This window comes from Microbulbifer mixtoriginis (SeqCode), assembly GCF_052467705.1.
Genome location: NZ_CP174322.1, coordinates 3,539,759 through 3,553,920 on the forward strand (window position 1 = coordinate 3,539,759; position 14,162 = coordinate 3,553,920).

The following is a 14,162-nucleotide window of genomic DNA, read 5'->3' on the forward strand; positions in this document are numbered from 1 at the left end:
AGAAAAGTGTGACAAGAGTTTTTTGGCAAAAGAGCTGAGAAAATAGCCTATGTATTTATTTTTGACCGGCAAAAAAATGCCCGCCAAAAGGCGGGCCAGGTTTCTCGAACACACTTTCAGGAGGAGAGTTTCAAGTACGTTACGCACTTAAATTTAGGTATAGCAGAGTATCGATCTCTCCTGTATTCCTGCCGGCATTCCTGTCGTAAAAGCCGTTCAGTATTTATGCCGCCGGTACACGAGAAACCGTGATTAAACCCGATGCAAATAACTTTGGTATTCCACATCGGTAACTCGAGCGCCAATCTCCGCCATCTCCTGACGCTTCAGCATAAGGAAAAGTTCGACAAACCGAGGATCGAGATATTCTCTCCACAACGCACTCTTATCAAAGCGCTTCAGTGCCCCACTCCAGGTATTGATCAGTTGCTCGCTTTGCACCTGATAGGCATCGCCTTCAACCGGATCGGGAGCCTGTAACTGGTTCTCAATTCCGTGGCAAACACCGGCCAAAATACCCGCCAAGACCAAGTAGGGATTCACATCGGCACCGGCAATGCGGTGTTCGATACGACGAGCCTCGGGATTACTGGCTGGTACTCGCAAAGTGGTGGTGCGGTTGTCGTAGCCCCAGCACAAATTCAGCGGCGCGTGAGAACTCTCTTGGAAGCGGCGGTAGGAATTGCTGTGTGGCGCAAAGAATGCCATCGCATCATTGGCGGTTGCCAACATACCTGCAGCTGCCTGACGCAGCAGCTCGGAGCCCTCTTCACTGCCATCATCAAAAACATTTTTACCATGGCTATCAATCAAACTCATATGCACGTGCATACCGTTGCCAGCCTGATCCCCAAAGGGTTTAGCCATAGTGCTTACACGGAAGCCGTGACTGCGCGCCACGCCTTTCAGAAGGCGCTTAAATAACAGAGTTTGATCCGCCACCTTGACAGGATCGGCACTGTGCAACAGGTTAATTTCAAACTGACCGGGCGCACACTCTGAAAGCACTGAATCAGCTGGAATACCCTGCGCCTCACAAGCGGCACGCACATCGGCAAAAAAGTGACGCTGCGCGTTCAGCTCAGACAAATCATATACATCGGTAGAGGGCACCAGTTCGGCATCGTTGTCGCTGACTGGGCGCGGGCGCGCCAAGTGATCAACGTCATCGCGCAACAAATAGAATTCCAATTCGGTGGCACAGACTGCGGTATAACCGAGCTTCTGCAGGCGATCCACCACCCGCTGCAGCTGGGCACGTGGATCGGCATAGAGCGAAGAGCCATCCGCCTCGTGCAACTGCATATGCAGCTGTGCTGTTACCTCCCGGTGCCAGGGCGCCAGACTGATCGGCGATACCGGCAGACAAACACCATCACTGTCACCACTGGCAAACACCAGAGGGCTATCTTCAATATCCCGCCCCCAGATATCCAGGCTGACAGCGCTACGCGGCATTTGCAGGCTTCCCTTCAGCAGCTTCTCCGCCGCTTCTGCTGGTAGCCATTTGCCGCGGGGGACACCATTGATATCGAACATAAAGCCTTCAATCCACTTTAGGTCCGTGTGTTCTGCCAGGAATTTGCGCGACTGCTCCAACAGTTCTGGTTGGGCAGTAAATTCTTTTTCTTGTGACATAAGTTGCCTGAGGTAATCCTGTCAAACCGCAGAAGCGGCCCAGAGCGGTCACCTGCATTCTCCGTTGACGGATAGTGGGTGACAGCCTTGCGCCGCTTCCAAAAAGGGGCTAGACCCCGAGTTTACGCTAGAGCTTTAGCGGTGTCGTCAAGTGCGCGATGCGCTTTTTCCACAAGCTCATCCACCTGCTCAGTGGTAATAATCAGTGGCGGCGCAATCACCATGGCATCACCCACGGCACGCATAACCAAACCGTGCTTGATACTCAGATCACGACATACGCCACCGGCAGTACAGTCATCATCAAAGCGGGCGCGGCTGGCCTTGTCTTTCACCAGCTCCAAAGCGCCGACCATACCCAGGCTGCGCGCCTCACCAACGATGGGGTGCTCTGCCAACTCTGCCCAACGTTTGGCAAGATAAGGGCCAGTCACATCACGCACATTCTCGATAATCTTCTCATTGCGCAGGATATTAATAGTGGCCAGGCCTGCCATACAGGCCGCGGGGTGCGCAGAGTAGGTGTAGCCGTGAGTAAATTCCCCGCCCTTGCTCTTGATCACATCAGCAACGCGATCACCTACCATGGTACCGCCAAGAGGGAAATAACCATTGGTCACCGCTTTGGCGAAAGTCATCAGGTCCGGCTTGAGGCCGTAATAATCTGCACCAAACCATTCACCAGTGCGCCCGAAGCCGAATATCACCTCATCCATCACCAACAGAATGTCGTATTGATCCAATACTTTCTTCACTTCTGGCCAGTAGGTTTCCGGCGGAATGACCACACCACCTGCACCCTGGATAGGTTCGGCAATAAAGGCGGCCACTTTCTCAGGGCCCAGCTCCTGGATTTTTTCATCGAGGCTGCGCGCGGCTTGAATACCGAACTCCTCTGGGGACATTTCCCCGCCCTCGGCAAACCAGTAAGGCTGCTGTACGTGTTCTATGTAATCCAGCGGCTGGAACTGTTTGTGCATACCGCTCATGCCACCCAGGCTGGCACCGGCGATGGTGGAACCGTGATAACCATTTTTGCGGGAAATCACAATGCGCTTCTCGGGCTTGTCCTGCAGATCCCAGAAACGGCGAATCAGGCGCAAATTGGTGTCATTCGCCTCAGAACCGGAGCCGGTGAAGAACACATTGCTCATACTGGCGGGAGTTACTTCTGCCAGGGCATCTGCCAGCTCGATAGATGGCACGGTAGTGCACTGGAAGAAACTGTTATAGAACGGCAGGGTATTCAGCTGCTCATAGATTGCATCGCTAATTTCCTTGCGACTATAACCCAGGTTGCAGCACCACAAACCAGACATGCCATCCAGTAGACGATTACCATCGATATCGGTGATATAAGCGCCTTCAGCACTGGTGATCACCCGGGTGCCCTGTTGCCCCAAGTCATTGAAGTCGGTAAAGGGGTGCAGCAGGTGCTCGCGGTCGTGTTGTTGCAGCTCACTTTTGTTCATATTTCGCTCCTGGCTTTGCTCTGGGGGCTCTCCACAGCACCGGACGAGAGCCCGCATGCATCGAATGAGTCATCCCGCAATTGATCACCTACCCTCCGGAGCCCATTAACGTGCTTTGCCGGACAGGGTATTGCTTCCAAAATTTGTGATCACATTCTAGTGGCGAGACTGACGGAAGCGCAAGATCTATCTATGCCTCAGGGTAACAATAGGGTCCAGAACCGCAGTTACCCTTAGCTAGGAGAAAATCTTGAACTGAAATTGCGGCAACAAGAACCCTTACAACAGGGATACGTGAAGACTCTCACAGCGACCTATCAAGATGGCTAAAAAGGTCGGGCTTGTTGGCCTGGGCTGGCTCCTATAAAAATGACTGTAAAAGCGCCGGCCTAAGCCCTAGAGTAATTCTTCGGCGGGAATTGAGCCGAGCCCCTCCTCAATATCCTGACGAATAGCAAGGCGCACTCGCGCCACATCGCCATCGGCAATCGCACCTAGCAGGTCCTCGTGACGGTCTGGCAACTCTTGTACACCGAAGCGCTGGAACACCAGGTGCTGCAGGGGAGCTGTTTGCAGCCATAGGCTCTCTATCAGCGAGAGGATGATATGGGGATGCCCCAGGCGATAGAGGGTAAAGTGGAAATCGAGATTGGCCGTCACATACTCCTCGATATCCTTCTCTCTGAGCGCTTTAGTGACTCGAGCATCTAGCTGTCGTAACCGCTCAAGAGCCCCCCGTCCTACAAAGGGCAGCGCCTGCTCTGCGGCCTGACACTCCAGCGCAACCCGTGCCGCACAAATCTCTGCGAGCTTTTCTGGCGTCATAGTGGGCACAGTGACACGGCGGGTATCAGACAGCTCTAGCGCTCGCTCCGAGGTCAGGCGCCGCAAGGCCTCACGAACAGGCATCGGGCTGCAATTCAAGTCCGCCGCCAAACCCCGGATAGTGACCGGGTGCCCCGGCAAAAACTTGCCACGCAGAATGGCATCTCGCACCTGAAAGTACACACGCTCTTGAGTAGTGCGAAACTCCTCCTGCGGAGGGCTAAATTCTGGTGCCATCTTCATGCGGCCCCAACCTTTTGCAACTTATGGGGCAAATCATCGGAACCCACTTCGATAAGATGATCTGCTACCCGGCCGGTCTGCCAGATTTCATAAAAGTCGTCTGCCACCTGCCGGCTCATTTCCACCACTTTTTTCCAATAGCGCACACGCTCATCCGAGGGCATCTTATAAAAGTCGTTGCGATCCGGGATCTTGCCAAATGGTAACCGCTCCACAAACCCCGGCGACGGTGCGATCAGTAGTGTCGACATCATGGCATCGCCACGCACACGTCGCCAGGACAACCCCTTGTCGAACCAACCGGGCACCATAAACGGGAAGAAATGCGGGTAGAGCACTAATCCACGTGGATGACTGAAGCGCAAATCAAAGTGGTAGTCTGTAATCCCGCCATCGCGATAATTTCCCAAGGGTGCGCCAGCCGGGTTGCGCACACCCGCCATTACCAGTGGTATAGAACCACTGGCGAGCACCACCTCACGAACATTCTCCCGAGTGAGAGGGGCATTCGCCGTACTCAGATTGCCAAACTTCACAGTAGCCTGGGCTCGGGAGTGAAACACTACACGCTCCCAAAAGGCTTTAAGGCTATGTCTGGAAACCGCATTGACCAACGCAGACGTAAAGAGCGCCGGGGCCAGAATGGCTCGCTTTTCACTTGCCAAGGGGCCACGCCCACGCGCTGTCACGAAGTGACTCTGCCACAAGGGATTCTCCACCACCTCGCGCGCACCACTTCCCCCTAACACTTCCTGTAGAATCGCGCCACCCGTCGCCGTAATCTCAGCCGGGGTAGGCTTGGTATCGCCGTAGCTCTGGTGAATATATCCATATTCCAGACGTTCCAGCGCCGCCAAAGGATTCTCCATGGCGTAGCACATATTGCGAAAACTGCCGATTGATGAACCCAGCGTCGCAATAGGCTCACTGCGACCTTTGAAAAAAGCCCCCATAAGAACCCGATCCAGCTGACTGATAACCAGCCACTTGGGACCCCCAGAAGCTCCGACCAAGGTTGAGAACTGCCCCTGATGTAATCCCTCCTCGCGAACCCTACGCGCCGCTTTGGCGCCGGCCAGTAAAATGCAACTGCGGTTCTTCACATAAATTCCTTATCAATTTACCTAAAAGCCAAAGTCAAATGAGAGCCTTGCCAGGGCCAATTACCACTCGCCGCTGTTCTCCATCGACTTCCAGGGTTCCCTCGGTTCCAGGGGCTCGCCATTTTGTAACAGTTCAATTGAGATACCGTCCGGCGAACGGAAAAAGGCCATATGGCCATCGCGAGGGGGACGATTGATCGTAACCCCCGCATCCATCATTCTCTGGCAGACGGCGTAGATATCATTCACTCCATAAGCCAGGTGGCCGAAGTTTCGCCCGCCACTATAGGGCTCCGAATCCCAGTTGTAAGTGAGTTCCAGCGTGGGCGCTTTATGCTGGCGAGCACTATCGACATCCTCAGGGGCCGCAAGATATACCAGGGTGAAACGCCCTTTGTCATAATCTTTGCGATGTACCAACTGCAAGCCCAACTTCTCACAGTAAAACTTTAAGGATTCTTCCAGGTTGGCCACACGGACCATTGTGTGCAGGTATCTCACCCTCTACTCCTTCCTGTTGCCAGGATCTACAATCGCGGAATAATAAATAATTCAGCTTCGCCTGGCGAAAAGTAAATGTATAAAAAATTCTATCGTGCATTTTCTCAAGCACCCAGCGGCAGCCCATCCTCCATGCTGCACATGGCCTGTCACTCCCATCATTACTGGCCCGATGTAACCTTGGAGGCAGTCCAACAATACTGGCAGGATGCGGCACTGCTCGCCGATGACAAGTGGGGACCTATTTTCCAGGAAAAAATACCCGCCTGGCAAAGTGCCGTCGCGCGAACACTAAACCTCCCCGACGCTTCTCAAATAGCTATTGCCCCCAATACCCACGAGCTTGTCTACCGGCTACTTAGTGCCTTTCCCATCACTGAACCCCTGCATATCCTCACTACAGATGGAGAATTTTACAGCTTCACCCGCCAGCTGCAGCGGCTGGAAGAATTGCCCAACATACAAGTAACCCGTATACCCAAACACCCCTTCTCCACCCTGGCAGAGCGCTTTGAGCAGGAACTGCATACGGGAGACTACCAACTGGCTTATGCCAGCCTGGTGTTTTTCGATTCTGGCGTGGTATTCCCCGACCTATTGCGAATCGTCGAGCAGAAGCCAACCCAAACCCAGTTTGTAGTCGACGGTTACCATGGGTTTTTTGCCCGCCCAATCGACCTGAGTGGTATTGCTGACAAAGCATTTTTTACTGCCGGCTCGTATAAGTACCTGGGTGCCGGCGAAGGGCTGTGTTTTATGAGCATTCCTCGCGGCTGCTCCCTACGACCACTAAATACCGGCTGGTTTGCCGAAATTGCGGAGCCTGAAAATCGCCGTGGCCATGTCAGCTATGCGGACAACTGGCTGAGATTTGCCGGGGCAACTATGGATTATTCCTGCCTGTACAAGGGTCTTTCCATTTTCGATCTATTCCGACGCGAAGGTATCACCGTAGATAAAATCCACCGCTATGTCCTCAATGCCCAAAGTCGCTTCCTGAACACAATGGACAAAAACAGCCACCCGCTACTCAACCGGGAGCGCCTAATTCACCACGACCTGAAGGAGGGCCATGGCCACTTTTTCACGTTCGATTGCGGCACAACAGAAAACTCAGAAAAGCTACAAAAAGAGCTGAAAGCCCGAGCAGTCCTTTGCGACAGGCGCCAACAGCTGCTGCGCCTGGGCTTTGCTATCTACCATGATGAAAATGAAACTTATCAGCAGGTTTTTGGCTCTCCCCAAATAAATTCGGAGGCGCTGTTATGCTGATTAACAGGCTAAGCCAGCCGGCAGCCTCTATTGATCAATACTTTGATCCATACTTTTGCGGACGATGTAATCTTAAAAACGGGAGAGCCCGGACCTAATCATGAAGCTGCTTCTCCTCAACCCAAATACCACAGAATCTATGACGTCACTAATGGCGGGCGCCGCACAAAGGGTTGCATCTCCGCGCACCAAAATCGTAGCAACCACCGCCAAGATCGGCTTTCCTTATATTTCGAGCCGGGTCGAGGCCGAAATTATCGCTAGTGATATCCTCGAGACAATTGCTGAACACCACACACAGGTAGACGCAGTCATCATCTCTGCATTCGGGGACCCAGGTCTCATTGGTGCGCGCCAGTTATTCGACATTCCCGTGATCGGTGTTGCCGAGGCGGCAATGCTGACCGCTTGTGCACTTGGCCAGCGCTTCTCGATAGTCACATTTAGCGATAGTTTGGCGGACTGGTTTCGTGATGGTGTGCTGCGTGCCGGTCTCGAAAATCGCTTCACCGGCATTCGCCTACCTAGCGAGTGTTTCCAATCAATCGAAACTGTACAGGAAGAGCTTAGCGAGAGCTTGGTTCAGCTCGTAGAAGAAGCTGCATATACTGACCGGGCAGATGTCGCCATCCTCGCTGGAGGACCACTCGCCGGTCTTGCCACAAAGATTTCTGGCAGACTGCCGATTCCTGTGGTCGATCCAGTCCCTGCCGCTGTCGTGCAGGCAGAGGGTCTTGTACGGCTCAACCCAGGTATTGCCCGCGCAGGTGGTTTCGCCCGTCCGCCCGCGAAAGACACATTGGGCCTTCCCGATAGCCTCTCCAGGCGAATAGAGCACACAGACTGAGCTTCTTCCAAGACTTCCTTATAATCTCTACTCTCCCGATAGCTCTGGCTCAAAGAATTACGGAGGTTGGATTTAGCCAGCCAGATACAGCCTGTGATTAAGCATCCTAAAAAACGAATGCAGCCACGTGTTTCTAACAGACGTCGATAGCTTCTTCTCCTGAGTTTTGTTTTCTACCAAGAAAGATGAAACTTATCAGAAGCAATTTAGCTCTGATTAAGTTGGCAGCACTTTCCCGGCCAAGTGGCAAGCCAATATTGCCAAGCAGCTTGTCTACAGCTCCCCGATGATCCGTTATGCTGACCTTCTTGCTCAGCTGCGGTTCAGAAAGGCACTGATAGTATTTGGCGCCTAATGCATCGGAGTGATGCCAAATCCATAGCGATTGATAAGGAAAAATCATGAAGTTAGTAAAATTCTCGACAATCACAGTACTTACTCTGCTTATCGCCGCTTGCGGAAATGGGCAGGCTCCCTCCGAACGGGGAACCCTGGTCTCTATTGCGGCCCAAGGTGAGGCACGTCAGGCTCCCGATGTTGCCAATTTGTCTGTAGGCGTGGTAACCGAGGCAGACGACAGTAAGCAAGCCATGCAAGATAATGCCGAACAAATGGCTACGCTAATGAAAGCGATTAAGAAGGCCGGCATTGCCAAGAAAGATATTCAAACCAGCGGCGTCAGTCTTTCTCCCCGCTACCATTATCAGAGAGATCAGAAGCCCAAAATCGTCGGCTATACTGCGCGAAATACCCTCAACATCAAAGTGCGCAAATTGGGTGAGCTGGGAGGTGTACTGGATGATCTCACCGCCGCCGGGGCCAACCAAATTAACGGTCCTAGCTTTGAGATTGGCGAGCCAGAACCAGTAAAAGCTGAGGCTCGCGAAAAAGCCCTACTGGATGCCCAGGAGCGCGCGACTATTTACGCTAAAGCACTGGGCATGAAGGTTCGTCGAATCGTGAGTATTTCTGAACAGGGTAGCGGCGGTATGCCCCGCCCTATGATGTTAAGGGGCCAGATGGAGTCAATGAAAGACAGTGCTTCAACCCCTATTGCCCCCGGTGAGACTACCGTAGCTGTCAATTTGGACCTGGTCTTCGAGCTGAAATAATCAATTATTTCTATACCGGCCCCGCAATTCTATGCGGTGCCGGTATTCTACTCACAGCTATCAACCATTCTCCTCATGCTCCAGAAATACCTCTACTGCCGGCTCGCTGGGGTATTTGAAAACCTTGCCTTCCTTCATGACAAACTGCACCCGTTGCAATTCGGAGATATCCTCCAGAGGGTTTCCTGCAACCGCAATGATGTCCGCGAGTTTGCCCTCGCTGATACTGCCAAGCTCGTCTTGAATTTGCAGTAATTGTGCGGCATTCCAGGTTGCAGAGCGGATGGCGTCAGCAGGAGTCATTCCCCCCTGTACCATCAAGACAAATTCCCGTGCATTCTCTCCATGCCGGGTCACACCGGTATCAGTTCCAAAGGCAATTTTAACTCCGCGTTTATATGCCTTGGAAAAAGTCTCTTGCATTAGAGGCCCCATAGTGGCGGCCTTGGGACGAACAATTTCGGGCAAAAAACCATCAATCGCAGATTTCTCAGTTACCCACTCTCCGGCCATCAAAGTCGGAACAAACCAAGTGTTGTTCCTACGCATGAGATCCATCACCTCTTCATCCATGTAAGTGCCGTGCTCAATGGAGTTCACACCGGCGCGAACAGCTCGAATCATGCCTTCCTTACCATGGGCATGTACCGCCACGGTAAAGCCATAATCTTTGGCAGTGGCAACAATTGCCTCCAACTCATCCTGCATAAATTGTGGATTTTGCCCACTTTTGGCAACGCTCAGCACCCCGCCAGTAGCAGTGATTTTGATGAGGTCTGCACCATCCTTATAGCGCTGACGAATCGCCTTGCGCGCGGAAATAGGCCCATCCACAACACCATCGGCCGGGCTGGGATTCCCTACTAAGTCATGGCGGCGACCATTCGTGGGGTCGGCGTGACCACCGGTGGTTGCGATAGATTTTCCCGCAGTGTAAATCCTCGGTCCCTCAATAGTGCCTGCTTCAATCGCTCGCCGCAGACTGACGGTGACATTATCGTGATCACCCAAATTGCGGATGGTGGTAAAGCCCGCCTGCAAGGTACGGCTGGCCGCATCGACACCGCGCAGAGTGAAGTCTGCCGGATTCCAGGTATAAGATTCCGTATAAGCACGAGGACCAAACTCATAAGTGAGGTGGCTGTGCATATCCATCAATCCTGGAAGCACAGTGTAATTGCGCAAGTCGACAAGAATTTCCCGCTCCCGCTTGGCAAACCCTTTTTGTACCGACTCAATACGGCCATCCACAATATGAATGGTGCGATTCTCTAACAGTTTTCCATTGCTGCTATTGAAGAGTTTTCCCGCATAAATAGCGAGTTCTTCAGCAGTAGCCTGCTGGCAAAACAGACCGGCAAAAACAGCCAGCGCCGTGACTGTGCGGCGAAAGAAGCAGCCTCTCTTGGAACTTGTGGTCATTGTCGTCACCAGTAAGTCTCTTTTAGATTTGTAATGTTTTTATGGACAGCTGCTCAATTTAACGCAATCGCCGAGGCGAGAGGAAGCCCTATGAAGATCTATGAGTTTGCAAGCGCCCCCAATTGTCGTCGAGTTCGCATGTATCTTGCGGAAAAAGGCATCGAAGTTGAATTTACCCATGTAGATATTACCAAGGGCGAAAACCTCAGCCCCGAATATCGCAGTAAAGATATCAACAAGAAAGTTCCCGTATTGGAACTGGATGATGGCGCTTATATCTCTGAGTCCGTAGCGATTCAACGATACTTCGAAGAACTACACCCGGAGCCGGCACTCTTTGGCCGCGATGCAAAAGAAAAAGCCCTAGTGGAAATGTGGAATCGCCGTGCCGATTTCAACTTAATGTTTCCAGTAGGAATGTGCTTCCAACACGTTTCTGGCTTTTTCAAGGACCGCATGAATGTCTATCCTGAATTCGGCGAGGATTCGGGTAAACGAGCGATAAAATTTATGGGGGCTCTAAACGACCACCTCTCTGATCATGAATTTCTGGTTGGAAATTATTTCTCAGTAGCCGATATCAGCATGGTGTGCAGTCTCGATTTTGGCAAAGTACAGAATCTGCGTCCGGATGCCGAAAAACACCCCCACCTGATCCGCTGGCGTGAGCAGCTCAAGCAGCGCCCAAGCTTCAAGGCCTGAGGTAAATTTCTGAAAAACTATTCGGAATAGCCTGCCCAGTGGAGGGTATCAGGTTTTGAAAAAAACCACTAAACGCCCATAAAAAACGCCCCGGTTTATAAGAAACCGGGGCGTTTTTAGTATGACATCAATTTTTTATTGATCTTTTGCGGGTAGTACCTCTACAGGACCAATATCCAGGGCTTCAACCTCTCCCTTAATCTTTTCCAGATCGCCAACAATGACCCAGGTAAATTGATCTGGTGCAAGAAACTCTTGCGCAGAGGACTCTACCTGCTCCTTATTCAAAGCGGCCACCCTTTGGGGATAATCGGCAATGTAATCTTCCGGCAAACCTTTTTCCACCTGCCAGTTGATACTGGACAATAACTGCCCTTTGGTTTGGAAGCGTGCACTCTGTTTTAGCACCTCATCGTTTCGATAGTCTTCCAACTCCTTCTCGGTAATGGGGCGGTCAGTCAAATACTCCTGATATTCTTTGATTAATTCCTTGATGGCCGGGGCTGTTTTATCGGTCTGCACTGGGGCAAACAGAATGTAGGGCCGCTGACCTTCCGTATCCATGGAAACCGCTCGGGCGCCGTAAGACCAATGCTTGTCTTCACGCAGGTTCATATTAACCCGCGAGGTAAACTTGCCAGCGATCGTATTGGCCATCGCATCAAAAGCTTCAGCACCCTGCGGCTGCCAAGGTGGCATCACCAATCCAGCCATGATGAAACTTTGCTGGGCGCCTGGACGATCCAGGAGGTAAACCCTAGCCTTTTCTGGACGCGTCACCTTGGCCACATCAATTTGTGGCAACTCCTCTTTAGGCGCTTTCCAGCCACCCAGGGTTTCATTCAGGAGCGGCTCGATCTCTTTTTCTGTCACATCACCAACAATGGTGAGAGTAGCATTATCGGGACGCACCCAGGTATTCTGGAAGTTCACCAGATCTTCGCGAGTGATCGACTTAATGCCTTCAGGTGTGCCAGAGCCGGTCAAGGGGGCGCCATAGGGATGCTCGTTACCAAAGAGCAGTGGCGGCAACTCACGCAGTGCCAATCCCTGGGGTTGTGCCTTTTCCTGGGCGATGGCATCCAGGCGATTGGACTTTACCCGCTCGAGATCAGACTCGGGGAAACGGGGCTCGGTTACTACCTTGGAAAATAACTCCAGTGAGGGTTTCAACTGTGACTTAAGGGCACTCATACTGATGGAGTTGTAATCCAAACCACTGCCACCACCAATACTTACCCCTAGCTCCTCGGCTCTGGCACTAAACTCCAAGCTATCGAGATTGCCGGCGCCCTCATTCAACATTTGTGCCGCGACTGAAGCGAGCCCGGGTTTACTTTTGTCTGCTGAGGCGCCACTGCGAAATTGCAGATTCATTAACACAACCGGCGTATCGTGGCGCTCAGCCAAAACAACCCGAAGACCATTTTTCAGGGTAAAGTTCTGCTGCTTAGGTAATTCCAGCTCTACATTTTTATCCACCTCCGGCAGCTTACTGCGGTCTGCCCCCTCGGTGACTGCGGTGAACTGCTGCTGAGGCTGGATAATCAAAGTGTAAGAGTCATCTTTCAGCCACTGCTCTGCAACATCCTGCACCTCACGAGCGGAAACCTTGGCATACTCTTCAACACCTTTCAGAAGTGCGCCGGGATCGTCATAGTAAAATTCCGAACGGGCGAGGATATCGCTCTTACCACCAAAGCCACCGGTTTTTTCCAATCCTTTTACCAGGCTGGCGAATTCACCCTGCTTAACCCGGCGCAGCTCTTCTGCGCTGACGCCATTTTTAGCAAACTGCTGCAACTCTTTATCTAAAAGCTTTTCCACTTTATCGACAGGCTGCCCCGGCTTTACATCCACCACAATAATCAGCTGACCTGCCAACTGACGACCGTAATAAAAAGCACTCACACTGGTTGCTACTTTTTCATCCCGAACCAATCGGCGATATAACAAGGAATTTTTACGATTTGCCAGCAGCGAAGTCATCAGCTCCAGGGCATGCTCTTCCTCACTACCAATGGCGGGGACATTCCAAACCTTGTAAATACGGGTTTGCGGTACTTGGTCGTGAACAACTTCGCGCTTTTTCACCTGGGTGGGTAACTCCCAGTTTTTGATTCGAGGTTGCACTTTAGTACTGGGAATATCAGCAAAATATTTGCGCGCCTTGGCCATCGCCTCATCAACACTGATATCACCGGCAATAACCAGGGTGGCGTTGGCCGGTTGATAGTGATCTGCAAACCACTTCTTTACATCTTCAAGGCTGGCATTATCCAGGTCTTCCATGGAACCTATAGGTGTCCATGAATAGGGGTGATCCGCAGGGAAGGTACTTTTGGCAATAATATCAAAAGCTTTGCCGTAGGGCGCATTCTCTCCCTGGCGCTTCTCGTTTTTAACCACTCCGCGCTGCTCATCCAGCACCTCCTGGGTAATAGCGCCTTGGAAGTGGCCCATCCGGTCAGACTCCATCCACAGAGCCATATCCAGAGCTCCCTTGGGAACTGTGGCAAAGTAATTGGTGCGATCGTTACTCGTGGTGCCGTTCATGTCGGTAGCACCGGAGCGCTGAAAGGGTTCAAAGTATTCGCCGGGAAAGTTCTCACTGCCATTGAACATAAGGTGTTCAAATAAGTGCGCAAAGCCGGTTTTACCCTTCGGCTCATCTTTGGAGCCCACCTTGTACCAGATGTTGGTAGAGACAACCGGGGCCTTGCGATCCTCGTGCACAATAACGGTCAGTCCGTTAGGCAAAACTTCCTTGTGAAAGGGAATATCCAGTTGAGGAGGCGGTACGAATGCTTTCTGATCCGTAGCCGCATCTTTACTGCTGGCTGCGGCCTCCTTGTCCACGGAAAGAGCGTGGGGGGTATCATCGGTAGACTGATTACAGCCGGCAAGACCGGCAGTAGCGATAACGACACTGAAGAACACTGGACGCAAGTCCATATTGTCACTCCCTAGTAATAACCGCGGATTCAGGATGGCAAGTTTAGGCCAGTATCTAATCCATTTACCG

12 protein-coding genes are annotated in these 14,162 nt (G+C 52.1%); 4 read left to right on the forward strand and 8 right to left on the reverse strand.

Annotated elements, in window-relative coordinates; genetic code table 11:
• Window positions 1–252: 252 nt before the first annotated feature.
• The 5 genes from ACJJIB_RS15470 to ACJJIB_RS15490 all read right to left on the reverse strand — a co-directional run bounded on the left by ACJJIB_RS15470 (window position 253) and on the right by ACJJIB_RS15490 (window position 5,782).
• Window positions 253–1,638: a glutamine synthetase family protein gene (locus tag ACJJIB_RS15470; RefSeq protein ID WP_444884276.1), complete on the reverse strand. Its 1,386-nt coding sequence runs from the start codon at window positions 1,636–1,638 to the stop codon at window positions 253–255.
• 122 nt (window positions 1,639–1,760) lie between these two features.
• Window positions 1,761–3,110, reverse strand: coding sequence for an aspartate aminotransferase family protein (locus ACJJIB_RS15475; protein ID WP_252082417.1), 1,350 nt, complete (start codon window positions 3,108–3,110; stop codon window positions 1,761–1,763).
• 396 nt (window positions 3,111–3,506) lie between these two features.
• Entirely contained in the window at window positions 3,507–4,178 is a 672-nt protein-coding gene (locus ACJJIB_RS15480; protein ID WP_252082419.1) for a GntR family transcriptional regulator, read from the reverse strand.
• Window positions 4,175–5,281 (reverse strand): hypothetical protein, encoded by a 1,107-nt coding sequence (locus ACJJIB_RS15485; protein WP_444884274.1) that lies wholly within the window; start codon window positions 5,279–5,281, stop codon window positions 4,175–4,177. Before ACJJIB_RS15485 ends, ACJJIB_RS15480 begins: the two co-directional genes overlap by 4 nt.
• 60 nt (window positions 5,282–5,341) lie before the next feature.
• A complete protein-coding gene (locus ACJJIB_RS15490; RefSeq protein ID WP_444884273.1) occupies window positions 5,342–5,782 on the reverse strand; it encodes a VOC family protein in 441 nt (146 codons plus the stop codon).
• A gap of 75 nt (window positions 5,783–5,857) precedes the next feature.
• On the opposite strand from ACJJIB_RS15490, the gene ACJJIB_RS15495 reads away from it, so the two are divergent.
• Together ACJJIB_RS15495 and ACJJIB_RS15500 are read left to right on the forward strand one after the other, a co-directional pair.
• Entirely contained in the window at window positions 5,858–7,054 is a 1,197-nt protein-coding gene (locus ACJJIB_RS15495; protein ID WP_444886757.1) for a hypothetical protein, read from the forward strand.
• A gap of 100 nt (window positions 7,055–7,154) precedes the next feature.
• Window positions 7,155–7,901: an aspartate/glutamate racemase family protein gene (locus tag ACJJIB_RS15500; RefSeq protein WP_444884271.1), complete on the forward strand. Its 747-nt coding sequence runs from the start codon at window positions 7,155–7,157 to the stop codon at window positions 7,899–7,901.
• Window positions 7,902–8,034: 133 nt separating this feature from the next.
• On the opposite strand, the gene ACJJIB_RS15505 is transcribed toward ACJJIB_RS15500, so the two are convergent.
• A complete protein-coding gene (locus ACJJIB_RS15505; protein WP_444886758.1) occupies window positions 8,035–8,331 on the reverse strand; it encodes a hypothetical protein in 297 nt (98 codons plus the stop codon).
• Between ACJJIB_RS15505 and ACJJIB_RS15510 the strand changes: the two genes are divergently transcribed.
• Window positions 8,303–9,013: an SIMPL domain-containing protein gene (locus ACJJIB_RS15510; RefSeq protein WP_444884270.1), complete on the forward strand. Its 711-nt coding sequence runs from the start codon at window positions 8,303–8,305 to the stop codon at window positions 9,011–9,013. The two genes, ACJJIB_RS15505 and ACJJIB_RS15510, sit on opposite strands and share 29 nt — an antisense overlap.
• Window positions 9,014–9,073: 60 nt before the next feature.
• Here the strand turns inward: ACJJIB_RS15510 and ACJJIB_RS15515 are convergent, their stop codons facing one another.
• Window positions 9,074–10,435 (reverse strand): metal-dependent hydrolase family protein, encoded by a 1,362-nt coding sequence (locus ACJJIB_RS15515; protein WP_444886759.1) that lies wholly within the window; start codon window positions 10,433–10,435, stop codon window positions 9,074–9,076.
• 90 nt (window positions 10,436–10,525) lie between these two features.
• Between ACJJIB_RS15515 and ACJJIB_RS15520 the strand changes: the two genes are divergently transcribed.
• Window positions 10,526–11,137, forward strand: a complete 612-nt coding sequence (locus tag ACJJIB_RS15520; protein WP_252082433.1) for a glutathione S-transferase family protein — start codon at window positions 10,526–10,528, stop codon at window positions 11,135–11,137.
• A 135-nt stretch (window positions 11,138–11,272) separates the two neighbouring features.
• On the opposite strand, the gene ACJJIB_RS15525 is transcribed toward ACJJIB_RS15520, so the two are convergent.
• On the reverse strand, window positions 11,273–14,092 hold the full coding sequence (locus ACJJIB_RS15525; RefSeq protein ID WP_444886760.1) for a M16 family metallopeptidase: 2,820 nt from the start codon (window positions 14,090–14,092) through the stop codon (window positions 11,273–11,275).
• Window positions 14,093–14,162 lie beyond the last annotated feature (70 nt).

Coding starts and splice junctions, on each gene's coding strand:
- ACJJIB_RS15520 (WP_252082433.1), top strand. CDS start 10,526: ATGAAGATCTATGAGTTTGCAAGCGCCCCCAATTGTCGTCGAGTTCGC.
- ACJJIB_RS15500 (WP_444884271.1), top strand. CDS start 7,155: ATGAAGCTGCTTCTCCTCAACCCAAATACCACAGAATCTATGACGTCA.
- ACJJIB_RS15470 (WP_444884276.1), bottom strand. CDS start 1,638: ATGTCACAAGAAAAAGAATTTACTGCCCAACCAGAACTGTTGGAGCAG.
- ACJJIB_RS15515 (WP_444886759.1), bottom strand. CDS start 10,435: ATGACCACAAGTTCCAAGAGAGGCTGCTTCTTTCGCCGCACAGTCACG.
- ACJJIB_RS15525 (WP_444886760.1), bottom strand. CDS start 14,092: ATGGACTTGCGTCCAGTGTTCTTCAGTGTCGTTATCGCTACTGCCGGT.
- ACJJIB_RS15510 (WP_444884270.1), top strand. CDS start 8,303: ATGAAGTTAGTAAAATTCTCGACAATCACAGTACTTACTCTGCTTATC.
- ACJJIB_RS15475 (WP_252082417.1), bottom strand. CDS start 3,110: ATGAACAAAAGTGAGCTGCAACAACACGACCGCGAGCACCTGCTGCAC.
- ACJJIB_RS15480 (WP_252082419.1), bottom strand. CDS start 4,178: ATGAAGATGGCACCAGAATTTAGCCCTCCGCAGGAGGAGTTTCGCACT.
- ACJJIB_RS15495 (WP_444886757.1), top strand. CDS start 5,858: ATGTATAAAAAATTCTATCGTGCATTTTCTCAAGCACCCAGCGGCAGC.